At 46.4% G+C, this 22,679-nt stretch carries 18 protein-coding genes and 1 riboswitch; of the genes, 8 read left to right on the top strand and 10 right to left on the bottom strand.

Annotated elements, in window-relative coordinates:
* From QZ135_RS12600 to QZ135_RS12590, 3 genes are all read left to right on the top strand, one after another.
* Positions 1–2,113, top strand: a 2,113-nt coding sequence (locus QZ135_RS12600; RefSeq protein ID WP_294609567.1) for a fimbrillin family protein, incomplete at its 5' end; no start/stop codon positions are given.
* A gap of 32 nt (positions 2,114–2,145) precedes the next feature.
* Positions 2,146–3,069: a hypothetical protein gene (locus QZ135_RS12595; protein ID WP_294609564.1), complete on the top strand. Its 924-nt coding sequence runs from the start codon at positions 2,146–2,148 to the stop codon at positions 3,067–3,069.
* 5 nt (positions 3,070–3,074) lie between these two features.
* A complete protein-coding gene (locus QZ135_RS12590; RefSeq protein ID WP_294609561.1) occupies positions 3,075–3,266 on the top strand; it encodes a hypothetical protein in 192 nt (63 codons plus the stop codon).
* A gap of 140 nt (positions 3,267–3,406) precedes the next feature.
* On the opposite strand, the gene QZ135_RS12585 is transcribed toward QZ135_RS12590, so the two are convergent.
* The 5 genes from QZ135_RS12585 to QZ135_RS12565 all read right to left on the bottom strand — a co-directional run bounded on the left by QZ135_RS12585 (position 3,407) and on the right by QZ135_RS12565 (position 8,790).
* Entirely contained in the window at positions 3,407–4,675 is a 1,269-nt protein-coding gene (locus QZ135_RS12585; RefSeq protein ID WP_294609558.1) for a hypothetical protein, read from the bottom strand.
* Positions 4,676–4,704: 29 nt separating this feature from the next.
* Positions 4,705–7,065: a TonB-dependent receptor gene (locus QZ135_RS12580; RefSeq protein WP_294609554.1), complete on the bottom strand. Its 2,361-nt coding sequence runs from the start codon at positions 7,063–7,065 to the stop codon at positions 4,705–4,707.
* A gap of 125 nt (positions 7,066–7,190) precedes the next feature.
* Positions 7,191–7,399, bottom strand: a riboswitch (cobalamin riboswitch).
* A 150-nt stretch (positions 7,400–7,549) separates the two neighbouring features.
* A complete protein-coding gene (locus QZ135_RS12575; protein WP_294609551.1) occupies positions 7,550–8,128 on the bottom strand; it encodes a DUF4251 domain-containing protein in 579 nt (192 codons plus the stop codon).
* 120 nt (positions 8,129–8,248) lie between these two features.
* Positions 8,249–8,485, bottom strand: coding sequence for a DUF4139 domain-containing protein (locus QZ135_RS12570; protein ID WP_294609548.1), 237 nt, complete (start codon positions 8,483–8,485; stop codon positions 8,249–8,251).
* Positions 8,449–8,790 (bottom strand): hypothetical protein, encoded by a 342-nt coding sequence (locus tag QZ135_RS12565; protein WP_294609545.1) that lies wholly within the window; start codon positions 8,788–8,790, stop codon positions 8,449–8,451. Before QZ135_RS12565 ends, QZ135_RS12570 begins: the two co-directional genes overlap by 37 nt.
* A gap of 142 nt (positions 8,791–8,932) precedes the next feature.
* Here QZ135_RS12565 and QZ135_RS12560 point away from each other — a divergent pair, with 142 nt between their 5' ends.
* Positions 8,933–9,919: a DUF4369 domain-containing protein gene (locus tag QZ135_RS12560; protein WP_294609542.1), complete on the top strand. Its 987-nt coding sequence runs from the start codon at positions 8,933–8,935 to the stop codon at positions 9,917–9,919.
* Here QZ135_RS12560 and QZ135_RS12555 read toward each other — a convergent pair.
* Positions 9,914–10,654 carry a nucleotidyltransferase family protein gene (locus tag QZ135_RS12555; protein ID WP_294609539.1) on the bottom strand — a complete coding sequence of 247 codons (741 nt, stop codon included), beginning with the start codon at positions 10,652–10,654 and terminating at the stop codon, positions 9,914–9,916. The two genes, QZ135_RS12560 and QZ135_RS12555, sit on opposite strands and share 6 nt — an antisense overlap.
* Positions 10,655–10,848: 194 nt before the next feature.
* A complete protein-coding gene (locus QZ135_RS12550; RefSeq protein ID WP_294609536.1) occupies positions 10,849–12,279 on the bottom strand; it encodes an RNase adapter RapZ in 1,431 nt (476 codons plus the stop codon).
* Between the two features lie 92 nt (positions 12,280–12,371).
* Between QZ135_RS12550 and QZ135_RS12545 the strand changes: the two genes are divergently transcribed.
* Together QZ135_RS12545 and QZ135_RS12540 are read left to right on the top strand one after the other, a co-directional pair.
* Entirely contained in the window at positions 12,372–13,703 is a 1,332-nt protein-coding gene (locus tag QZ135_RS12545; protein ID WP_294609534.1) for a cobyrinate a,c-diamide synthase, read from the top strand.
* Entirely contained in the window at positions 13,700–14,302 is a 603-nt protein-coding gene (locus tag QZ135_RS12540; protein WP_294609531.1) for a cob(I)yrinic acid a,c-diamide adenosyltransferase, read from the top strand. The genes QZ135_RS12545 and QZ135_RS12540 overlap by 4 nt, the downstream gene beginning before the upstream one ends.
* Positions 14,303–14,410: 108 nt before the next feature.
* Here the strand turns inward: QZ135_RS12540 and QZ135_RS12535 are convergent, their stop codons facing one another.
* The 3 genes from QZ135_RS12535 to QZ135_RS12525 all read right to left on the bottom strand — a co-directional run bounded on the left by QZ135_RS12535 (position 14,411) and on the right by QZ135_RS12525 (position 19,486).
* Positions 14,411–16,744 (bottom strand): ABC transporter permease, encoded by a 2,334-nt coding sequence (locus tag QZ135_RS12535; RefSeq protein ID WP_294609529.1) that lies wholly within the window; start codon positions 16,742–16,744, stop codon positions 14,411–14,413.
* A gap of 167 nt (positions 16,745–16,911) precedes the next feature.
* Positions 16,912–17,901, bottom strand: coding sequence for an efflux RND transporter periplasmic adaptor subunit (locus QZ135_RS12530; RefSeq protein ID WP_294609526.1), 990 nt, complete (start codon positions 17,899–17,901; stop codon positions 16,912–16,914).
* A gap of 142 nt (positions 17,902–18,043) precedes the next feature.
* On the bottom strand, positions 18,044–19,486 hold the full coding sequence (locus QZ135_RS12525; protein WP_294609523.1) for a TolC family protein: 1,443 nt from the start codon (positions 19,484–19,486) through the stop codon (positions 18,044–18,046).
* A 570-nt stretch (positions 19,487–20,056) separates the two neighbouring features.
* On the opposite strand from QZ135_RS12525, the gene QZ135_RS12520 reads away from it, so the two are divergent.
* The gene (locus tag QZ135_RS12520) at positions 20,057–21,649 is read left to right on the top strand and encodes a cobyric acid synthase (protein WP_294609520.1); all 1,593 of its coding nucleotides are present in this window, start codon (positions 20,057–20,059) and stop codon (positions 21,647–21,649) included.
* The gene (locus QZ135_RS12515; RefSeq protein WP_294609517.1) at positions 21,642–22,673 is read left to right on the top strand and encodes a threonine-phosphate decarboxylase; all 1,032 of its coding nucleotides are present in this window, start codon (positions 21,642–21,644) and stop codon (positions 22,671–22,673) included. Before QZ135_RS12520 ends, QZ135_RS12515 begins: the two co-directional genes overlap by 8 nt.
* Positions 22,674–22,679: the final 6 nt, after the last annotated feature.

The raw sequence follows: 22,679 nt of genomic DNA, 5'->3' as shown, positions 1-22,679 counted from the left end.
GATAACGCTGACGGCCATGCTGGCAGCCCTCACGGGGTGCAGCGCAGACAACGACCCGCAAATCGCTGCCGGGGAAGACGGCACCTCCGTCACCTTCGGCGCCACCATCGACCACCGCGAAGCACACGGCAACGATAAAGCCCCCGCCAGCCGCGCCATCACCGACGGCACCTTCGACGACTACGACCGGATTTTCGTCCACATGGACGGCAAGCTGAAAGCCTTCGTTTACCGCACAGGCCAAGGCTTTGTACACGACGGCAACGCTTCCGGTACGAACATCGATCCCACACCTGCCGAGTGGGAAGCCGGGGAAACCCAAAAGGATGTACTTGCTTACGGACCTCCATCGATGATCGTCTATGATGACAATTCAGGATATTATTATCAATGTATGGCCGCTAAAGACCAGAGTAGCGATGATAATTATAAAAATAGTGATTATGTATATGCCGCACAGACACTCCACCGCAGCCGTCCCGCGCTCACTTTCCGCCACGGCATGGCGCGCATCGTTGTCCGCCTCCGTCCCGGCGGCTCTCTCAAGGACGAGGACGTGGAAGGCGCCACCGTGCTGCTGGGCAACGAGAACCTCTTGATAATAGCAGACATCCACCCGCAGACCGGGACACTGACAGCCCATGTCCCTACCGAAAATGGCGAGTTGCCCCCGCAAACCATCACGCCCCACCGTTGTGCCGATACCCCCACGGGCTTCGTGGCGGCCTACGAAGCCCTGCTGCCTCCGCAGGACGTGAGCGGGAAAGCGTTCATCCGGGTGCGCCTCCCCAATGGCAAGGAGCGGGAATATGTGGCAGAGAGCGGCAGCCTGCTGGAAGGCGGACACGAATACGTCTACAACGCCACCGTGGAGGAGGACCGCGTCACCGTGACCATATCCGACAGCGACGTGCCCTGGCAAGACGGCATCCTTACCACGAACATCAACGGCAAGGAGTTCCGGCTGATACGCACGGCCGAAGACCTGGCGCGTTTTGCTGACGATGTGAACAGCGGACAGCGAGACCTCAATGCCCTGCAAACGGCGGACATCGACTTGAGTGGCATTGACAATTGGAAGCCTATCGGTATGCAGTACCCCGGTGAACTTCGGCCATTTACCGGCATTTATAACGGTAACGGATACACTATCTCCAATCTGAAAATCAGTAATATGCAAGAAGGATCAGCTGCCGGCCTTTTCGGGGTAACAGACGGCGGTGCTCTGCTGACCGGCATTCACCTGCGCAAGGTGGAGATAATATCAGGCAGGGCAATAAATGTCGGAACCCTCGTTGGATGGAATGGTAGTGCTTCCACTGTTTCCCTATGCTCCGCTCAGGGGAAAATCAATACGAGCGAATATGACCCAACTGTCGGCGGATTAGCGGGAATTAACAATGGTACTATTACCCGTTGCCGGACGGACGTCAAGATAAAAGCAGATCGCATAAGACTATTAGGACAACTTTCAGCAGACGCCGGAGGAATAACAGGAAGAAACTCCGGTGGCCTACTATTTGCCTGCCACGCCATCGGCAGCGTCACTATGGAGGTAAATACATCTGAAGGTAACACTATACGTGCTGGAGGAATTGCCGGGTGGAATATAAATAATTCCAACTCCATTATCTACTGTTGTATAGCCGAAGGTGATGTCTCCGTTACATCTGAAACAGCAGACATCAATATCTATGCCGGAGGATTGGTAGGCTATCACTATGGACACAAAGGAGGACTACTCAATAGTTGCTACGCCAGCGGCACCGCTACAGCCAGCACTATAGAGGCAAAGGTAGGCGCTATCGTCGGATTCATGGATGGCGGTAATGTAGATTGCTGCTACGGCGCCGGCGTCGGTGGTAAAGGCACATCCAATTGCGGAGATGCAGCACGTCTTATCTGCAATATCAACCCTGGAAAGGGCGATATACTCCAACTCATGAATAGATCCTATTCGGCGCCCGGCACCATCACTCGTTACGACCCCGACGCCACGCCCGCCTATGGTATCGACATCTACAGGTCTGGGTCTGTATATTCAAGCAGCTTCTGGTTAGCAGGCGACGGAACATGGCCCGTCCTGGACTTTACCCGGAATACTCTTAATTAACCCATCCATTCACATTAAAACGTAATAACGATATGAAACATAAACTCCTTTCCACCGCCGCCGTACTCCTCCTCGTCCTGCTGACCTGGAGCTGCACCGCCACCGACGACGAAATAGTACAAACTCCCGCCACCACCGGCACCCGCCCGGCTGGCGCCCAACGCTCACTCTGCATCACCATCGCCCCGAAGCCCGCATTCGCCGAGGCCGCCATCACCCTGCCCGACGGGAAAATCGGCCCAACCACCCGTGCCGTGCAAACGGAACAAGGAACGGAGTGGGAAGAGGGGGATGTGGTGTGGCTGTATGCCTGGTTTCGGGAGGCTTATGATAGTAATGCCTTTGACAACTACTCCGCCTTAAAATACTCCGGCGGTGCCTGGCGCTACCTCACCGAGGCTGAAGCCGACGAGATGGGACTCAACGACGATCCCCAGTTCAACCGTACCCTTATTATCTACGACGGATACAAGGTTAGCAGCATCAAAGGCTACTATGTAGGCAATGGCAAGCCGGAGAACGGGATAATCACCATCCCGGCTCCCGACAGCAACGACGCCATCCCGGTGATGGAGGCTTTGGGAATTAAATCCCCCCAAGGCAATTCCGAGTATTGGTCGCTCACCTTCACCTACCGCTGCTCCCGCCTGCGCATCCCTGCCGGATACGGCCTGGAAATGACATATTTTAGATTCTTCGAGAGTTATGATCCGAGCAACAGCGTCCTTCATGAGTCCCTCTTCAGCGGCCTCCAACTCCCCGCAGCCGATAAGGACAGAGACGTCTTCCTTCTCCCGGTAGTGGACGGTAAGGGTTCTCCCATCACCCTCACCCGCAACGGCAGAGCAGTGTGGATATTCACGCCCGAGTCCAAAGGCGTTGACGAGGAGTACTACGGCCTGTCCTACACGCTTTCGGAGGTAGGGAACGGGGGGGTGAGGCCTGGGGGGATGTAGGAAATATGTCCCCATGGCATAGCACGGCACGTACACCGTCCGGCATCGCAAACTACGGAATGAAACGATACATTACCCCCGTCCTGCCACAGAAAGGAGGACAACGCACAGGGCGGGCAACAATTATTGAACTGATTCTGAACTTTAAAAAAAACAGACGTAACTACTCAGGTATCACGTTTCCTGATAATCAGTAGTATCTGTCATGCTGAGCGCAGTCGAAGGATCTCTTCTCCTATCATACAGAGAGGAGAAGAGATCCTTCGACTGCGCTCAGCATGACAGTAGGTTAGGCTACCTGAGTAGTTACAAACAGACAGTCTCTAAAGTAATTGAATTATTTTTCGTTTTCCAAAACACGAATTTGTTCGAAATAGTATCCTTCGGCTATTTCTACACCTTTTTCGGTTGTACCGGTTGCAATGTCATAGATATAGATGCAAGGATTGCTATTTTCTGGGTTGACACCAATATAAGCTTTACCACCAGCTATAGCTGTACGCTGTGAAAAACGGCCACCACTATAAGGCAAGTCTTTACCATCACATTTGATGCGACTGCTACTCTTTGAAGATAAATCAATAATTGCATAATAGTGACTGTAACTATCGATTCCTGTTCCCAATCGATCCTCACGGGCATAAGCAAGAACTTTATTGTTACCGAGATATTCTATAGAAACAAGTTTGCCATCATTGGTAAATCCGTCATAAGTCGGGTCGAAGTCTTTTTCTCCGGCTTTTATTCTCAGCAGGTGAGATCTTTCTACATCGTCTTCATCATTTGACAAACAGGCGAGATACAGATTGCCTGATTCATCAAACAAAGTACATTTTTGAAGCAATTCGCCGTATGCGCTACCAACCATTTCATCAACTAATGAAGTCTCTATATTGCTTTCTACATTCATCGTCGAAGGATCAATGACTGCTGTATATACTTTGGATTCAGTAGAATTTAGACCTTTTTTACTTTTTCCATAATAGAAATAAATCAATTTATTGTCTTTCTCACGATAAGTTAGAATTCCAGAAGTTGTGAATACGGCCGAACCTTCCGGAACTTGGATATTCAATGTACCTTCTTTCAATATACTCATGTCAGAAGCATTGAGTTTGGTCCAGATAATTTTGTCAGCATCACCATTGGCTGCCATAATCATTAAGGTATTATCAGGAAGCCAGGTGTGGGTATATTTACGGGGGAGATAAGTGTTCGTACCAAACTTTTGCTCTTGCACTGTGTGAATCTTATTATCTGACAGTGTATATTTACCAAAGCGGTCGCCCGCAACAGGTACTTGATAGTAATAAGCACCTTTAATGATGTTTTCCAGTGTCAACTTGGAATTCACTTCAGTACCTTCACCTACAAAGTCTATTTTGGGTTGGGTTGCATCAAGCGATTCTACACTTCTAACGAGTGTTTTAACATCACGTCCCATCCCACCATGTTTGTCAAGGGCAATCCAGATGTCAAAATGATAATCTTCTGTTCCCGGAGTCGGATCGGGAGTTGGAACTGGCTCATCATCAGAACAAGCATTAAATGATATGGCTAACATCGCAACCATAATCATACTGAATAAGAATTTTAGTCTTTTCATTTTGAATAAATGTTAATTAGTAAATGGATTTAATGAATAAATAATCTGAATTTAGCAAAGAATGACCGACCGGGCTTTTGCAATTTGTAGTTATCGTAAGCAAGCTTATCGAATACGTTGGTGCATTCTAATGCAATGTTATATTGGCCCCGTTTCCAGGAATATGTAATATCAGCATTGCAGATGTGTTGTGCCGGAATACGTGCTTTACTTTCACGTGCACCGTATGCTTCCCATGTAAGGAAGAACCAGTGTACCCATTGGTAGCTGCATCCTAAACGCAGATTACTTTGGGGGAATAGCACGTTTTGAAAAGTATAATTAGCTTCTGCTCCTCCAAAACACCAGGGACGGTTAGGCACACGGTTGTTATAGGTAGCTGAAGGTTTGCCATCAGTTTTATACCTTTTCTGATCACGAGCTTCTTCAAAACTGATATTGGAGACAAACTGTAACTTATTTTGCCAATTATAGCGTATTTCACCTTCCAAGCCTTTGATATGTACAGCAGGAACATTTTCATATTGCATTGTGGCCTCTTTTTCCGATACTTTAGCCTGAATATAGTCGTCTACATAACGAAGGAAACCGCTTGCTTCATAGTAGATAGTATGTCCCGATGCCAGGTGCCAGGTGCCGAAGAAGCCCAGATTGATATTATCACTGCTTTCTGACTTTAATGCCACATTTGCATAGATTGTACTACCATTACCTAATAATTCACGGGCAAGAGGCAGTCGTACGCTATGTTCGTAAGATAACTTTATGGAGAACGGATTGGTAACTGTAAATCGTGAGCCAATGCCATAGCCTAAGTAATTTTTCGTAGTTGAGCCTTTCACGTTTTCCGAACCAGTGAGCCAGTCTAAATCAGTCTGCCGTATATTCAAGTGGTTGATATAATCTTTGACAAAGAATGTATTAGTCAATTTGCTATCCCAAAATGACTGGTTGTAGGAAATGCCGATGACATGTTTTGCTAAAATATCGTTGGAGGCTTCAAAATCAGTGTCCACTTCATCATAGCGGTTGTTACCCATGCGGCTTAACAAATAGTTTAGATTGAGGCTGTGTGCATTGTTCAACCGATAGTCCAAATTACTGCGGGCAATAGTCAATGGGCGTTTATAATGACGCATTATTCGTCCTCGCCCCATGATTTCACTACGTGAACTTATGATATAGTCACCGTTCCAGTCATATTGCCGGTATGTGGTATCTACTGTTAATGAATGATCCCAAGTATGCGAAAGGGAAGCGTTTAATTGCAGGTTCTTTATGATGAAGTTACGCTTTTGGTAATGTGCCGAAATGTTCCATGCATCGGACTCTTTCTCTGCCATACCATATACTTTACTTTGGATAGAACCTGTTTGTAGCTCTTTATTGATTTTAGAATAAGAGCCGGAAACAAAGAATGCATCTGCCCAGGGTTTATTGGTAAAACCTGCTTCTATTTGTCCGAACAGTGAGAAGTAATCATCATGAAAGCGCTTACGGTTGACTGGAATATACTTGCGACTGCTTTCATCCCAAACTTCAACACCTTTCATTGTATAATCGTTTTTTGAATAATTTACCCCCACAGTGGACCGGATAATCAATCCTGTTTTAGGTTCTACAAATTGTGCATTCAAATCTGTTTTTTGTGTGTGGAATGAGCCAATGCCATAAGAAACATCCAGATAATTTTTGTTTTCTTGTTTGGTAATGATATTGATGGCACCACCCAGTGCGTCCGTTCCCAAGCTGGCAGGAACCACACCTTTATATATCTCAATCCGGTCTATAATATTCACCGGAAGATTAGCTAGTGAAACCCCACTTCCTTTAGTATCTAACGGCATTCCATCCAGGAAGTAGCGTACAGAATTTCCGGATAAACCGTTAATAGACAAATCAAAGTCGGAACCGACACCTCCTTCTTCCCTGACCTTGATGCCTGTTGTACGGTTCACCAAGTCATTGAGATTATTTAGCGAATTTACTATGGGTCTTATATCAAGGGCATTGACGGAAAAAACTCCTTCTTTCACTTTCTGTGTCTGTGTCTTTCCGTAAACCTCAACGGAGTTCAGAGTAACAGAGCTTTCTTCCAATGTGAAATTGAGTGTTTTGTTTTGTTGGATATTAAAGGTACTCTTTACAGTTTGATAGCCTATTAAAGAGACGACAAGAGTATGCTTTCCAGGTACAACTGGTAGGGAATATCGTCCGTTATCATCCGTATAGGTTCCGGATGAGCTGTTTTCTACGGCAATCGTTGCCAAAGATAAAGGAGCACCATGCTGGTCTGTCACTTTTCCCGATAGAGTAATTTTGTTTTGTGCCATTATGCCTATCTGCGAAAGACAAGTCAACATAAATAGTACACATGAAAGAACTTTCATTTCAGTCTTTATTAAAAGTATTTATGACTTACTTTCGGAAGAATATACATAAAGAGAGAGAATTCTTTATGGAGGATAAAGAACTGCCAGACTAAATGTTTTTTTGCTTTATTTCCCGAAAGCATTAAAACTATATCATTTTTGGCAGGTCTTCTGACTTATCCATCTTTGAATGCCTTCCCATCCGGTTTACGAACAGTGGCTAATTGGGTATATTCAAGATTTGAAACGGATTTTACAGCAGCGGGTCTGTTCAGGATTTGCACCTGATTCCCTTTTCACCGTTCTCCTCATAGCGACAGGGAGATACGGAACCAAAAAGTGCGGCAAAGATATGAAAAAAGTCTGTCTGAACAAAGAGCATGACTGAAAATGTTTTCTATGGTACTGAAAGGGGAGGGAGTAGTATGGTAAATAAAATACTTACGGCTGCATAAGTGTAGACTTTTGCAGCCGTAAGTATTCAATAGCGGGAAATTATATTTCAGAACGACCGTCCCTTATATACGCTCGATTCGGATAATGGAATTACTTTGCCATCCAGTGACAATCTGTTCGAGTTGAAGTTCGGGTTGATTGTGACAGATGCATTGTTGGTATCGTGGGTTAATCTGATAGAGACTTGTGCGGAAATTCCGACGCCTGCTACATTGAAACTGCAACTCACATTTCCTTTTTTATCTGTGGTCGTTTTGACTTCACCCACTCTGCCGTCTACAGTGATACCGCCAATGCCGTTAGGACCTGCATAAGGGCCATTGAAGGCAACCTGAACGGATGCTTGATCGCCATTTAAGAGTACAAAGTTGGTATTTGATGTAACGAAAGCGCTTCGTCCTCTCTTAAATGTAATGCGGTCAGCTTCCAGCACAAACTTTCTGTTGTTGATGGCTTGTACAGCATCGGCATACGCCTGTGCCTCTTCTCTTTTTTCCCTTGCTTTTTCTGCATCACGCTGTGCTTTACGTTCTGCACGGCGGGCTGCACTGCTACTTTCCTGTGCATACATGGCTGTGGATGCACCTATGAAAACTAACATCATTAATGCGATAATCTTTTTCATAATTTCTTCTTTTATTGTTCTATTTTACTCTAATCTACAAAATAAACAATCTGGAAATGAAAAAGATGCAAATGGTGTGCTAAATAATACAAAGAAGAATTTTAGGGTCATAAAGAAGCGTTATTCTATTATTAAGTTTCGTCCTTTAGGATATTTCACCTTATAACGTAGGGGCAACTCACGTTGTTCGCCGGGTTGTAAGGTTATTTGCCAGGTGATGATACCTTTGGCTTCATCCAGAGTGCCACCACTGATTTCTTCTGCCGTCACAGTGATGTCGTTATTGCGTGATACGGGTACTTGGTCGTAAAGAGTGATAGTTACAGGCTCGGTGCGTGTGTGGGAACCAACCGGCATTTTTCACGTAATAATTCAGCGTAAATGTGGCTTTGCAGGCAGTGGGCGCGTTTACGTTTACGGCAATCTCGCTCATAGGAGTTAAAGGTTTGCCACTGAGTTGTGCCAACTCTGCATTCAGTTGCTCTTGCTTCTGGGTAAGTTCTTCTATTTTCTCGTTGATGACGAGTTCCTTTGCTTTCAACGTTTTCAGTTGAGTGGAATAGCATTACTTTTTCTGCCGTTGTTTTCACTTTGGTTTGTCCCACAAGAGAGGTGGCGCACAGACATAGACATATCCATAAACCTGATTTCAGTCGTTTCATAGTCAGTTCTTTTAATGTGATGCTACAAATATATGGAGATCCGTAAACAATCGTTCATTAATAATCTGTTTTTTGTTTGCATCTTTCTGAAAAAAGATGTTTTTTTGCACTATCTGTTTATTCATTGAATTATCTGAGTCTTATGAAAATCAATCGATGGATATTTTTTTCTATGCTTCTGGGGATGGTAAGTTGCCAATCCCAAGACCGTGCATTTACCGTGAATTGCATCGGACTGGATGCTCACGAAGGCGACACACTGTACCTGTGGCGTTATGGTGCCGACCGCATGACGAGCGATAGGGATTATGGAAAAGGCCCTTTGGATTCTGCCGTTATCAGAAACGGGCAGGTTACGTTCTCCGGAAAAGAAGATACCCTGCATCTTTATGGCATAGAACACCATCATAGTGTGAACTTTTTCTATCCCGAAAGGGGAGAATTGACGCTGACTAACGTAACCCCACCGGAAATGCCTGTGCCGGATAAGAGTACTAATTCCCGTTCGTTGAATGTGCGCCTTTGGAAGCTTTGGCATGAGAATATCTTTCCGCGCGAAGAAACCCGGAAGTTTGTATTTGATAATGCAGGTAATGCAATGGGATGGATGGTTTTTGACCGTTGGGCTGAAATATATCCGGATGAACTGGAAAAATTATATCAGAAAAGTAATCTGCAGATGCGGGACAGCACATCGGTACTGATTGGTTTGAAGCGTATGCTGGATGGAACTCGTGCCCTAAAGCCGGGAGATGATTTTGTAGACTTCAGGCAAGTGGGATATGCGGAAAAAGACAGTGTACTCTTCTCGGATATTGCAGGAAAGGGACAACCGGTATGTTTGCTTTTCTGGTTGCATGATGGGATAGACGGTATCCGTACAGAGTTGGATGATTTGCGGAAACAATATCCGGATGTTCGGATAGTGGTTGCTGCTTATAGATTCCAGGACCCAATATCTCAGGCGTTTGTCGGCGAATTGGAGGATAAATATCAGGCGACTGTCCTGGACGACAGCCGCCGTTTTGAAAAGAGTGCCCGCTGGAAATATCGCATTTACGGTTCTTTTAACTACGAATACTTATTTGACGGACAAGGAAAACTGATAAAAATGCAGCCTGTATTATAAGGAAGTATAATAGGCTTCTGCCTTTGCCAGTGTTTCCGGTTTCCCCACATCAAACCAGTTCTCGCTATCTATGGGATATCCCTGAATATACGCTTGGGGGCAAATATCCACATAAAATGGAATGATAGAGAATTTTCCTGTCCAACGTTCGCTCTCCATATAATGAAAGATGGAGGGGGAAAGGACATGGATACAACCGAAAGCCTGCAATTGGTAGTCCTTGCCAGGATACTTAAGTTTTTGAGGAAGTACTTCGCCGGTGGAAAGATTAGTCCAGCCGCAGAGGCGATTATCTTTATCCATCAGCAGATAGCGGGATGTTTTCCGGTGATTGGTAAGCAAAGTGGCGTCTGCATTGCTTTCCAGATGGCAACGGTAGAAAGCGTTGAGGTCTAAATCCGTCAGGATGTCGGAATTATGTATAAGGAAAGGCTCGTTGCTCTCCAGCAGGGGACGGGCTTTTTTAACTCCGCCACCGGTATCCAGCAGTTCGCCCCGTTCGTCGCTGATGTGGATATTTGTGCCGAAGTTATCATGGGCACGGAGAAAATCTATAATCTGTTCACCAAAGTGGTGGATATTTACGGTGATGTCATTGAATCCGGCATCTTTCAGCCGGAGGATGACACGTTCCAACATAGGCTTGCCTGCAACAGGAACAAGGGCTTTGGGCATATTGTCAGTTAGCGGGCGAAGGCGCGTGCCAAGGCCGGCGGCAAAAATCATTGCTTTCATTGTTATTTTGTTTAATAAATGATAATTTATCGCGCTTTGCGCGATAAGTGACAAGCTACAAGCTACGAGTGACAAGTGCCTTTCGGTGTGATAGCCGGCGCGAATAATTATTCGCCCACGAGTACAGCGCAGCAACTCGTTACTGGTAGCTCGTAGCTCGTAACTTAATTTAGCGCGGAGCGCTAAATTATCATTCAGTTTCTTGCTTTAAATGTCTGTTCTATATTCTGTTCTCTGTGGATCAGATTTACCTGTACTCCGAATTGTTTATTCAGATGCTCTGCCAAGTGCTGTGCCGAATAAACGGAACGATGCTGGCCGCCTGTACATCCAAAACATATAGAGAGATTTGTAAATCCGCGTTCCATATACCGTTTCACAGAGGCATCCACTAAACCATATACATGTTCGAGGAAAGTCGTTATTTCTCCATCGTCTTCAAGGAAACGGATGACTGGTTCATCCAGTCCGGTGAAAGGTTTGTAACGGTCGTACTTACCGGGATTATTCACCGCACGGCAGTCGAACACGAAACCACCTCCGTTTCCACTGGAATCTTCGGGAATACCTTTCTTATATGCAAAGCTGGTAACTTTCACAATAAGTCGGCGTTTCTGCAAATCGTCAGTAAATTGTTTCAGCTCGGTAAGCTCTTTCAGCACGTGGCAGAGATACGGATATTCGGGATATGGTTCCTGCAATAACTGGCGCAGGTTTTCAATAGCAAAAGGTACACTTTGAATGAAATGCGGTTTCTTTTCAAAGTAACCACGGAAGCCGTAAGCACCCAGCACCTGCATGGTACGGAACAATACGAAATGACGCAACTGGGCATAGAAGTATTTTTCATCTACGGGCTGATATTTGCACAGCGAATCAATGTATTCCTTCAAAAGCTCTTTGCGCAGGCTATCGGGGTAATTCGCCTTGGCTTGCCATAGGAAAGAAGCCACATCATAGTAAACAGGGCCTTTACGTCCGCCCTGGAAGTCAATGAGCCACGGTTCACCATCCTTAATCATCACATTGCGGCTCTGGAAGTCACGGTACATGAATGTGGCCGAACTGCTGCGCATCAATACATCCGCCATTTTCTGGAAATCATCTTCCAGGCGGTCTTCCTGAAACTCCATTCCGGTTGCTTTCAGGAAACAATATTTGAAATAGTTTAAATCCCACAAGATACTGCGGCTGTTGAATTCCGATTGCGGATAACAATAGGAAAAGTCCATACCGTCCGCACCGGAGAATTGTACGGCGGGCAACAGGCGCATGGTCTTGCGTAGGAGTTGCTTTTCTTCTTCATCGAACACACTTGTTTTGCGTCCTTTTTCAATTGCATTGAAAAGAAGCGTGTCGCCCAGGTCTTCTTGCAGATAGAAAGCGTCGTTTTCACTCTTAGCCACGACTTCCGGTACAGGCAATCCTTGCTTCCGGAAATGACTTGCCATATAGAGAAAAGCTTGGTTCTCTTCAAGGGAGGTTCCACTTACGCCGATAAGTGTAGGCGTACCTATCAAGCGGAAATAACGGCGGTTGGAACCGGACGAAGGAAGTTCGTCGATGGCTTCCGGCTCGTGTCCGGTATAAGCGCAATATAATTTCTTGAGTTCTTTGGTAATCATAGTAATTTACTTTTATTTGGGCAGCTAAGGTAAGAGTTTTAGGGAATATATGCTACCTTTGCGGGAAAGAAATTCTGTTAACTCAAATACGCATGATAAGAAATATCCCTCAATTTCTGATAGCAGCACCTACTTCGGGTACTGGAAAAACCACTGTCAGCCGATTATTGATGGCTCTGTTGGCAAAGAGAGGCTTGCGTGTGCAACCTTTTAAATGCGGGCCGGACTATATCGATACGAAATATCATGAAAAAGCCTGTGGCATCCCATCTTATAATCTCGATTTGTTTATGGCTTCCGGACAGCACGTGCGCACTCTCTATGTGCGTCATGCAGCAGAGGCCGATGTGTGCATTGTAGAAGGCATGATGGGGATGTTTGACGGATATGACCGTAGTAAAGGTTCATCAGCAGATATAGCGAAAGAGTTGCATCTTCCTGTTGTATTGGTGATAAATGCCAAGTCGGCTGCTTACTCGTTGGCAGCGATGATAAAAGGATATATGGATTTCGACCCGAAGGTGCAGGTGATAGGGGTGATATTCAATCAAGTGGCAAGTGAACGCCACGAAGTTATGTTGCGCGAAATATGTGACGATTTGAATATCTTCTGTTTCGGTTGTCTGCGAACAAACAGCGCATTAAAAGAGGAAAGCCGCCACCTGGGACTGGACTTCAGCCGGGGAGGTAAAGGCGGTATCAGCAAGACTCTGTTGAAGTCTTTGGAGAAACAACTGGATTGCGATCTGTTGCTCCAAATGACGGAACGCGCACTGAACATTCCCCGTTTGCCGTACAAACGCAAAACCCTGTATTTGAATACTTGGGTAGCGTGCAACAAAGAGTCTTTCTCATTCATCTACGCAGAACATATTTTTCGACTGAAGGAATATGGGCAAGTCACCTTTTTCGATCCGGAAGATAAATCTGTGGTACTGCCGGATGATGTTAATTTCCTTTATTTGCCGGGTGGGTATCCGGAAAATCGCGTACGGCAATTGAGCAGGGCTACAAACGTACTTGACTCCATCAGGCAATATATAGAGCGGGGCGGACGTGCACTTGCAGAATGTGGTGGCATGATGTATCTTTCATCTGCTATCATAAAGGGAGATGAATGCCCTGTTTCCTATAAAATGGCGGATGTGCTGCCCATAGAGATATCGGCCTGTAAAAAGGATGCACATTTGTCGTTGGGATACCGTCGCTTCGTAATGCGGGGTGTGGAAGTTCGGGGGCATGAATTTCACTACTCACAAGTAGTGGAACAGGATGAAGATTTGATTTCGGCAGTGCAAATGTATAATGCCAGAAAGCAATTGGTGGATACGCCTGTGTATCGTTATAAAAATCTGATTGCAAGCTATACGCATCTGTATTTTGGAGAGATAAATATTATGCATTTATTTGATGAAGAAGTATGAGAAAGATTTATACCAGGACAGGAGATAAAGGAATGACAGGCATTCATGGCGGAGACCGTGTTCCGAAAGATGATATTCGAATTGAGGCAAACGGATGTATTGATGAATTGAATACGGTGATAGGTATTGTCCGCTCGTTATTGCCGATGAAAGACACTTGGCAGGAGTTGCTGCATGATATACAACGGGAATTGATGGTAGTGATGAGCCACGTTGCCACTCCTTCCGCTTTGCGGGATGCAGACCCTGAACATCCGGGCAGTGGTAATCCGAATGAATTGCGTGCAGCGGAGATGGTGGTGCAGTGTGAGCAAGCTATGGATGCCATGATGATGGAACTTGAAGACAACGGCTATTTTCTTCTGCCGGGCGGCACACAAGTGTCCGCACAACTGCAATTTGCCCGTGCTGTGGCACGTCGTGCGGAGCGCAGACTCTGGACGCTGAACAGACAAGACCCTGTACCGGAAGATATTTTACGCTTTATTAATCGTCTTTCCGACCTTTTCTTTGTCATGGCACGCATGGAGATGCAACGGCAGGGATGGAGTGAGGAGAGATGGCAGTCGTTCGCATATAAAGGAAAGGAAACAAGGTAACGAGTTAACAAGTTAACAAGGGAATCAGTTGACGAGGGAGCAAGGGGCTGCGCAATGCTTCTATGCCGCATGGAACCTTGTCCCCTCGTCCCCTTGTTCCCTCGTCAACTAATTCATAATCCTTTTCTTGAACACCCACAGGCTGAGTAGGAAGTATACAAAGACTTGTATCCACAGTGTTATCATTTCCGGGCGAATATCCGCCATGTCTCCTCCCATTGAATTCAGTTTGACGAAAGCCAGCACGGCAGGGGCTGCCGGAACTACATAGTGGGCAGCCTGCCAATACCAGGGCATCAGTTCGAGAGGATAGGAGACGCCGGAGAGGAAAATATATCCTACGGAGAAGAAGGCAATCATTAATAAGGGTGCTTCGGAGTCGGTGAAATAACGTGATGCCGCAAGTCCGAAGAAACTCGTTCCTATCAGAAAAGGAATCATCATAGTGATAATATCCCTGCCATTCCCAATGTTCGGAATACTGAAAAAATGAGGAAGCAAACCTAACAGGAACAGGGCAAAAATGATATATAACATTACGTAGACAAAGGTTCTACCGGAAATGTTGTACAATGCTTTGTGCCAGCCGGAATTATCAATGGTAGCTTTTTTTTCCGCCTCTTCCCCTGTTACCATTCCTATCACCATCAGCATTGTCTGAAAGATAATGATAATCATGACAGCAGGAATCAGATACGAACCATATCCTTCTGTATAATTGTAGAGAGCCGTTCCCGACACATTGACGGGAGCAGACGAAGCTACTGCAAGTAATCCTTGCGGGGGTAAGAATACAGCACCCTCTGCACGGTGTGCGTCGTTTACGGCAAGCATTACGCGTGAAGAAGCCTCCTGCAAGTTCTTAAAATTCAGGAAAGCATCTGTGGCAGCATAAACGCTAAAGACAGATTGTTCACCCCGCCCTACACGTGCATCAAAGTCGGCGGGAAGATAGAGGATACCATCTACTTTGCTTTGTTTCAGCCATTCTTTTGCTTCAAGATAATTGGGTGTCAACGCATAGACTGACGCTTGCGGAGTGGCATTGAGCAGGCGGATATATTCCCGGCTAAGAGCGGAATGTGAATTGTCGACGATGGCGACAGGTGTTTTCCGCACAAGGTTGGGTGCATACATCAGGTTGTAGAGAAGACCGTAGGCAAAAATACCGCCCATCAAGACCAGAAGTATTGCCGGATTGGTGCTGATGGCACGCCATTCACGTGAGATAATATCTGCCAATGAAAGAGAGGATTCATCATTTGCCTGTATATGTGGCGCTGCTTCCCCTTCGTGTTTCGATATCCAATGCTTCAGCCTCGGCAATATCAGCAATGCCAGCAATGGGAATACCAGAAGCAGAGCTGTCGATTGCCAATAATATCCGAACCCTGAGTCAAAATACAGCATCGACTGCGCTATTTCCGTAAAATGACGCACAGGAAAAAGATAAGATGCCATATGCACAGCCGGATACATACTCGTCACGGGAAAAGTGACGCCGGAAAGTGTTGCACCAAGTGAACCGACCATCGACACAATGCTAATAATATAAGCTATCCGTGGAAAAATAGAGAATATGAATACTGCAAGCGCTTGCGTAGCAATAATAAAGAGCACCGTCATCAGGTTCATCATCAACAGACTTCCTTGGAAAGGAATATGCAATACGCCATACAGAACATAATTAGCCAGTATGCCGATTACTGAGAAAATAAATGTATAAGGCAACAGTTTGCCAACTATGGCAGTAACAATATTTCCCCGTGCGGTTGTCATCCACTCTTGTGCCGTATGAAACTTCAACTCACTTCCCACCGCGTAGACTGTCATCAACAAAATGAGTATCTGAAACAGGACGTAGAAGAAAGGTTGGCTCAGATAAACAGAATAGTCCAAATCGGGATTATAAAGCGGGTGTATACTGGATTGCACAGGCAGGAGAAAAGTAGTTATCTGCTCTTGGCTGACACCCAGAGATACGGCTTCCATAGCAATGGGAGAGAGGGCGACGGGTGCCAGTGCCGTCTCAAAAGCCGCCATCAACTCGCTGCCCACAGAAAGGAGGGCATAATGGTAGTAATAAGAAAGCGTGGCATCCATTCCGGTGGTGGCGCGTTGCTCAAAGCCTGCGGGAATGGACAGATAACCATAGATTTCTTTGCGTTGCACAGCTTCCCGCGCGGCAGCCTCGTCGGTGAAATGTCGGGTGACGCTGAAGGTGGGTACGGCAGCGATGTTTCGTGCTATTTGCCGGGATGTGGCGGTGTTGTCCTGATCGACGATGCCGACAGGAATGTTCTCCATCTGTCCGTTGCCGAAGATGGTAGCCATGAAAAACAGGCAGAATAAGGGTAACACAAGGCACACACCGAGGTAGAGTCGGCGGGAGGTCATGCGCTGCCATTCACGGCGAAGTACATTATATAAAGGTTGTTTCATTGAGCATGTTCTTTTTAAATTATTAGTTGACAAGGCTTCAGTTGACAAGGGAACAAGGGAGATAGTCCTTGAAGTGCCTGTCTTTAGGGCATAAGAGACTAATATTCTTCCTTGTTAACTTGTCTACAGTCTCCTTGTCAACTTGTTCCTTGTTAACTTCTTTCCAGTCATTCATTAACCGTCAGCAGCACCGACATTCCGGGACGTAAGCCCTCTACGGGTTGTGTCGGGCGGGCGTGTATCTCAAATGTCTGCATATCATAACTTCCCGTCTGTTTTGTTGATTTCCAGGTGGCAAAGCTGCCCAGCGGACTGATATAATAGATACAAAACTCTACATTCTTTTTGTCGATAGCCGGAACGTCCGCACGGAATATACCGTCCATCTTGAATTGTGGCATCAAGTCTTCACGCACGTTGAGAACGACGTGCGCATCGTTCATGACAACCAGGTTCATAATAGGCGTGCCCGGCGCCACGAGTTCTCCGCGTTTGGGGAATATCGTTGAAATCTGTCCTGCCTCCGGTGCTGTGAGTCGTGCATCAACGAGCAAGGACGATACTTCATCAACCGTGCTGCGGGCTGCATCGACCATGCTCCGTGCAGAAGCGCGGTCTTCGCTTTGCGCTCCGTCCACTGCCATTTGATATTGTTCGTAGGCAGCACGTTCGGCGGCTTGTGCGGCACGATACATGGCTTCTACTTCATCTTTCCGTTGCGATGTGACGACACTGTCTTTATATAGTGTCAGGATACGCTGGTAAGTTGTTTGTGCCAGTGTCAGGTCGCTTTTGGTTTTATTCCAGAGTTGCTGGGCAGTGGCGACGATTTGTCGGCGCGTGCCGGCATCTATTTTCTTGTTCTGTTCCTGTGCCACTTGTTCCAGGGCATTCACCTGGCGATATTTGGCCTCTATGGTTGGACTGTTGATGACAACAAGTGTGTCGCCAGCCTTTACCCAGTCGCCTTCGCGGACAAAGAATGAATCTACCCGTCCCGGCAGTTTGCCACTGATACGGATTTCGGTAGTCTCTATCTGCCCCTGAAGTACGAGGGGCTGATGGCTCATAAGTACCATCCCAAGGATGGAAACAAGTATGGTGATTGCCAGTATGATGACAAATGCAGTACTAATGCTTTTTTTTGAAATTTCCATGTTTTTAAAAGGTTTTGGTTTATACTTTTAGAAATGAAGAATGGGGGAAAATGAAGAATGAAGAATTACCATTCGGGGTGACAGCGCAGCCTGATTCCTCATTCTTCATTCTTCATTCTTAATTCTTAATTCTTCATTTTCCTCATTCTTCATTAAAATATTTCTTGAATTGTTCCGGCGTGCCACAGAGGGCCAACAGGTTCATCAATGTTACGTCATATTCATAATAGGCTGCCAGACGGGCCACTCGGGCGGTGGCAAGCATGGTTTCCGCATCCACTACCTCGGTGCTGGTTGCCATGCCTTCGGTGAAGGATTTCTTGCGGATGCGTACAAGTTCTTCGCTCAGGGAGATGGTTGAGTTGAGGGCACGAACATTGTCCTGTGCCTTTTGCAATCCGGTGTACAGCTTGTCTATACCTACCGTCAAATCATCCTGTGCCTTATCCTTGCCTAATGCAAGTGTTTGCTCAGCAATGCGCGACTGGCGTATGCGCTTTTCCCGGGCCAGTCCGTCGAAGAGGTTCCAGGTGAAGCCCACACCGATGATGGTACGCGGGATGAGGTTGCTCTGTATGCCGTGGGAATAGAGTGTCTGTTTGCCGAATACGGCGATGTCCGGCAAATATCCGCTTTGGTCAATTCGTAATTGTTGCTTGGCGATATTTTGCTGCAACGATAACTGATTCAGAATGTAGTTGCCCGACCGCATTGTTTGCACGAATTCTTCTTTCATCGGAAGTGTGGCGTTAATGAAGAGGGGAGAAGTAGGCTCTATCTTGCAAGTATCCTCCATGTTGAGCAATGTGCGCAAAGCACTTTCTACAACGGTGACCTCCTTTTGGGCGGACTCCAGTGCACGCCAGGCTTCATCCATATTTACTTGTGCAAAGAGGCGTCCGGCTTTGTCAATCATTCCGGCAGCTTCCAGTTTGAGGGCATTCTCATAGTGTTGCTTCAAACTGTTGTAGGTGTCCCGGCGGACGGCGACTACTTCGCGGGCAAGACTGAGCCCATAATAACTTTCTGCCAGCAGCGTACGTTGTGTGGCATCGGTTTGTGCACGGTTCTCTTGGGCGATGTCAATAATCCGGTTGCCAATCTTGCTTGCCCGTACACGTTTTCCGCCGGAAAAAACGACCCATTCGGCCGTAAGTCCTATGCTGGTAAGGTTGCGGGGGGCGAGGGGGAAGGCAAGCGTATAGCCGCCTATCTGGTCCAATATACCACTGATGAACTGGTCGTCCGGTATAATGGTGTGTACAAAATCCTTAGCCGGATCAGTGAACTGGGAGAGGGGTTGCTTCACTTCTATCTTTTCGGACATGTGAACATAAGTACCTGCTCCTTGTAGGCTGGGATACCATAAGGCGTTCAGTTTGTCCCGTTCCGCACGGGCTGTTTCGATGCCTTTGTCGGCTATCTTCAGACTTTGGTTACCGCGTTGCAGCATTTGCAAAGCGTCGTCGTAGCTGAGGGAGAGAGCCTGAGGCGTATTTGAAGCATCGGCCGGATCATGGCCGGTCGTTTGTGCCGATGCAGAGATGCTCGCTCCCAACAGAGCGATAAGTAAGATTTGTTTCATATGTCAACTGGTTCGTTTAGGTTATAATAAGCGATATTTATCTCAAACACTCCTCTCTTTTTATTGTTCAATCAGTTCTCTTTTTTACTGATTTCGGTGCAGAAAGGAATAAAGTTACGAGCTACAGGCTACGAGCTACAAGTAGCTGCGCTATGTTCCGAAAGGCACTTGTAGCTTGTAGCCCGTAGCTCGTAACTGGTTCAAATCCGCTCAGAAAGTAATCAATTTCTCTTTGCGGACAAACTATTTCCGGCTCCGCAAGAAACTAATATTTTCGCTACGACAAACTAATATTTTCCTTGCATCTTATTATTCTTACAAAAATTATTAATGTTTCTTACAATAACTATTGTAAGAAAGAAATATAGTTATTGTATAATATTATAATATCTGTTGTAAGAATAATAAGATGCAAGGAAAATATTAGTTCATCGCATGTTTGAGATTAGTTGACTGTATGTTTGATGTTAGTTGGCTGTAGTGTTGGGATTAGTTGGTTATATTCTCGCTTCCGCTTCACCCGCTTAATCGGAATTTTGCACTATCTTTGTCTCCGTTAAAACAAATTATATGGAGAAACTTCATCCTATTATGTTTGCTGGAACTGGTAGCGACGTGGGCAAAAGCATTATTGCTGCTGCTTTTTGTCGCATTTTTCGCCAGGACGGTTACTGTCCGGCACCGTTCAAGGCACAAAATATGGCACTCAATTCCTATGCCACTCCTGAAGGATTGGAAATTGGCCGTGCCCAGGCTGTACAAGCCGAATCCGCAGGTGTACCTTGCCATACGGACATGAATCCTTTATTATTGAAACCTTCTTCCGACCATACCTCACAGGTAGTGCTCAACGGGCGTCCCATCGGCAACCGTGATGCTTATGATTATTTTCGCATTGAAGGCCGTGAAGAATTGCGCCGCGAAGTTTGTGCCGCTTACGACCGTCTGGCTGCCCGCTACAATCCTGTTGTGCTGGAAGGTGCCGGGAGCATTTCCGAAATAAATCTTCGCGATACCGATTTAGTCAATCTCCCCATGGCACTGCACGCCGGAGCGGATGTTATCCTTGTAGGAGACATCGACCGGGGTGGTGTTTTTGCCAGTGTCTATGGTTCGCTCATGCTGCTTCGTCCTCACGAACGGGAGCGCATTAAAGGTATTCTTATCAATAAGTTCCGGGGCGATATTCGCCTGTTCGAGTCCGGAATAAAAATGCTCGAAGACCTTTGCGGTATCCCGGTGGTAGGTGTGGTTCCCTATTATAAGGATATATATATTGAAGAAGAAGACTCCTTGGCGCTTACCACAAAATCCGTACAAGCAGAACAGGGTAAAGTGAATATAGCCGTTGTCCTGCTGCGCCACCTCAGCAATTTCACTGATTTCAATGTACTGGAACGCGACCCGCGCGTGCATCTCTTTTATACCAACAACACCGATGAGCTGGCAAAAGCCGATATTATCCTCTTGCCGGGCAGTAAAAGCACTCTTGCCGACTTGCATGAATTGCGCCGTAATGGTGTGGCTCAGGCCGTCATCCGTGCTCATCGCGAAGGTGCCGTGGTCATGGGCATTTGTGGCGGTTACCAACTGATGGGACAGGAAGTTTGTGACCCCGACCATGTGGAAGGAGAGATAGAACGCCTTCCGGGACTGGGCCTTCTGCCTGTCAGCACCCATATGACAGGCGAAAAAGTCACCCGGCAAGTCCGCTTCCATTTGAATGAAGAACTGAGGAATGAAGAATTAAGAATGAAGAATGAAGAATTGAGCTGCGCTGTCACGCCGAATGGTAATTCTTCATTCTTCATTCCTCATTCTTCACTCCTTGCTCCCTCATTTCTCCAAGGTTACGAAATCCACATGGGTACCACCTGTCCCATTTACGGCGCCCCGGCTTCTCCCTTGAATATTCTGGAAGACGGCCGTGCTGACGGTTATTTTGTAGACCGCACTTGTATGGGAACTTATATTCATGGAATTCTTGACAATTCCTCGTTCATCGACTTCCTGCTGGAACCTTTCGCCGATAAACTTGCTGATGCCGGGAAATCTTTCGATTATCATCAATTCAAAGAAGAACAATACGATAAACTTGCCGACCACGTGCGTAGCCACGTCGACATGCCACTTATCTATAAAATACTGACAACCCATGATTGAAGGACACGGAGACGATTCCTATAAATTCCAACGCCCGATAACTGCTAATTTCAGCTCCAATGTCTATAGCAAGGTAGATCTTACTGCACTGAAAGCATATCTGTGTGCACGGATTGATGCTATCGGGAATTATCCCGAACCGGAACCTTATACGCTTGAATCCCGCTTTGCGGACAAGTATTATCTGTCTGCTGATGCTGTCTGTGTGACAAACGGAGCTATTGAAGCCATATATCTTATTGCACAGACTTTTCGGGGCACGAATACCGCCATTCTGCAACCCACCTTTAGTGAATATGCTGACGCCTGCCGTATACATGGGCACCGGGTTACTTCTTTGTATCAACTCCCTGCCCCGGCAGACGGATACCTTCTGCCGGAAGAAATACGTATGCTCTGGCTCTGTAATCCCAATAATCCAACAGGGACGGTGGTAAATAAAGAGTATCTGACGGAGTTAATCGAGCGCAATTCGCAAGTTTGTTTCATCATCGACCAGTCTTACGAGTACTTCACTCTGCAACCACTCTTCACTCCGCGAGAAGCTGCGGAATATCCGAATGTGCTATTGCTGCATTCCATGACCAAACGATACGCTGTTCCCGGTCTGCGTCTTGGGTATATCACAGGTGATGCGGGCTTGCTTAGTCGTCTGCGCACTCATCGTATGCCCTGGTCGGTTAATCGGCTTGCCATTGAAGCCGGACTTCACCTTTTGGAACACGATGTGCCCAATCCACTGGATGTTCCTGCCTATTTGCAGGAAACAGCTCGTTTGCGTGATGCTTTGGAGCATCTGGGAAGTCTTGAAGTATGGACAACGGAAACTCATTTCATGCTGGTTCGCCTTCGTTTTGGTAGGGCTTCTGCTTTGAAGGAATACCTTGCCAATGAGCACGGCATCCTTATTCGTGATGCCTCCAATTTTGAAGGTTTGGATGAACACTTCTTCCGCATTGCCACTCAAACACCGGAGGAAAATGACCGTCTTGTAGAGGCGATAGGGCAGTGGCTTGAAAATTAATATGGA

Source organism: uncultured Bacteroides sp., from assembly GCF_905207245.1.
GTDB lineage: Bacteria > Bacteroidota > Bacteroidia > Bacteroidales > Bacteroidaceae > Bacteroides.
The sequence above is the reverse complement of the archived record's forward strand: the minus strand, read 5'-3'. Positions and strand labels throughout refer to the sequence as shown.

Excerpts from the sequence above, each read along its gene's own strand:
- QZ135_RS12585 (WP_294609558.1), bottom strand. The coding sequence starts at position 4,675 with ATGAAAAGACTAAAATTCTTATTCAGTATGATTATGGTTGCGATGTTA.
- QZ135_RS12565 (WP_294609545.1), bottom strand. The coding sequence starts at position 8,790 with ATGAAACGACTGAAATCAGGTTTATGGATATGTCTATGTCTGTGCGCC.
- QZ135_RS12530 (WP_294609526.1), bottom strand. The coding sequence starts at position 17,901 with ATGGAAATTTCAAAAAAAAGCATTAGTACTGCATTTGTCATCATACTG.
- QZ135_RS12520 (WP_294609520.1), top strand. The coding sequence starts at position 20,057 with ATGGAGAAACTTCATCCTATTATGTTTGCTGGAACTGGTAGCGACGTG.
- QZ135_RS12555 (WP_294609539.1), bottom strand. The coding sequence starts at position 10,654 with ATGAAAGCAATGATTTTTGCCGCCGGCCTTGGCACGCGCCTTCGCCCG.
- QZ135_RS12580 (WP_294609554.1), bottom strand. The coding sequence starts at position 7,065 with ATGAAAGTTCTTTCATGTGTACTATTTATGTTGACTTGTCTTTCGCAG.
- QZ135_RS12545 (WP_294609534.1), top strand. The coding sequence starts at position 12,372 with ATGATAAGAAATATCCCTCAATTTCTGATAGCAGCACCTACTTCGGGT.
- QZ135_RS12515 (WP_294609517.1), top strand. The coding sequence starts at position 21,642 with ATGATTGAAGGACACGGAGACGATTCCTATAAATTCCAACGCCCGATA.
- QZ135_RS12570 (WP_294609548.1), bottom strand. The coding sequence starts at position 8,485 with ATGCCGGTTGGTTCCCACACACGCACCGAGCCTGTAACTATCACTCTT.
- QZ135_RS12550 (WP_294609536.1), bottom strand. The coding sequence starts at position 12,279 with ATGATTACCAAAGAACTCAAGAAATTATATTGCGCTTATACCGGACAC.
- QZ135_RS12535 (WP_294609529.1), bottom strand. The coding sequence starts at position 16,744 with ATGAAACAACCTTTATATAATGTACTTCGCCGTGAATGGCAGCGCATG.
- QZ135_RS12575 (WP_294609551.1), bottom strand. The coding sequence starts at position 8,128 with ATGAAAAAGATTATCGCATTAATGATGTTAGTTTTCATAGGTGCATCC.
- QZ135_RS12525 (WP_294609523.1), bottom strand. The coding sequence starts at position 19,486 with ATGAAACAAATCTTACTTATCGCTCTGTTGGGAGCGAGCATCTCTGCA.
- QZ135_RS12540 (WP_294609531.1), top strand. The coding sequence starts at position 13,700 with ATGAGAAAGATTTATACCAGGACAGGAGATAAAGGAATGACAGGCATT.
- QZ135_RS12560 (WP_294609542.1), top strand. The coding sequence starts at position 8,933 with ATGAAAATCAATCGATGGATATTTTTTTCTATGCTTCTGGGGATGGTA.
- QZ135_RS12595 (WP_294609564.1), top strand. The coding sequence starts at position 2,146 with ATGAAACATAAACTCCTTTCCACCGCCGCCGTACTCCTCCTCGTCCTG.
- QZ135_RS12590 (WP_294609561.1), top strand. The coding sequence starts at position 3,075 with ATGTCCCCATGGCATAGCACGGCACGTACACCGTCCGGCATCGCAAAC.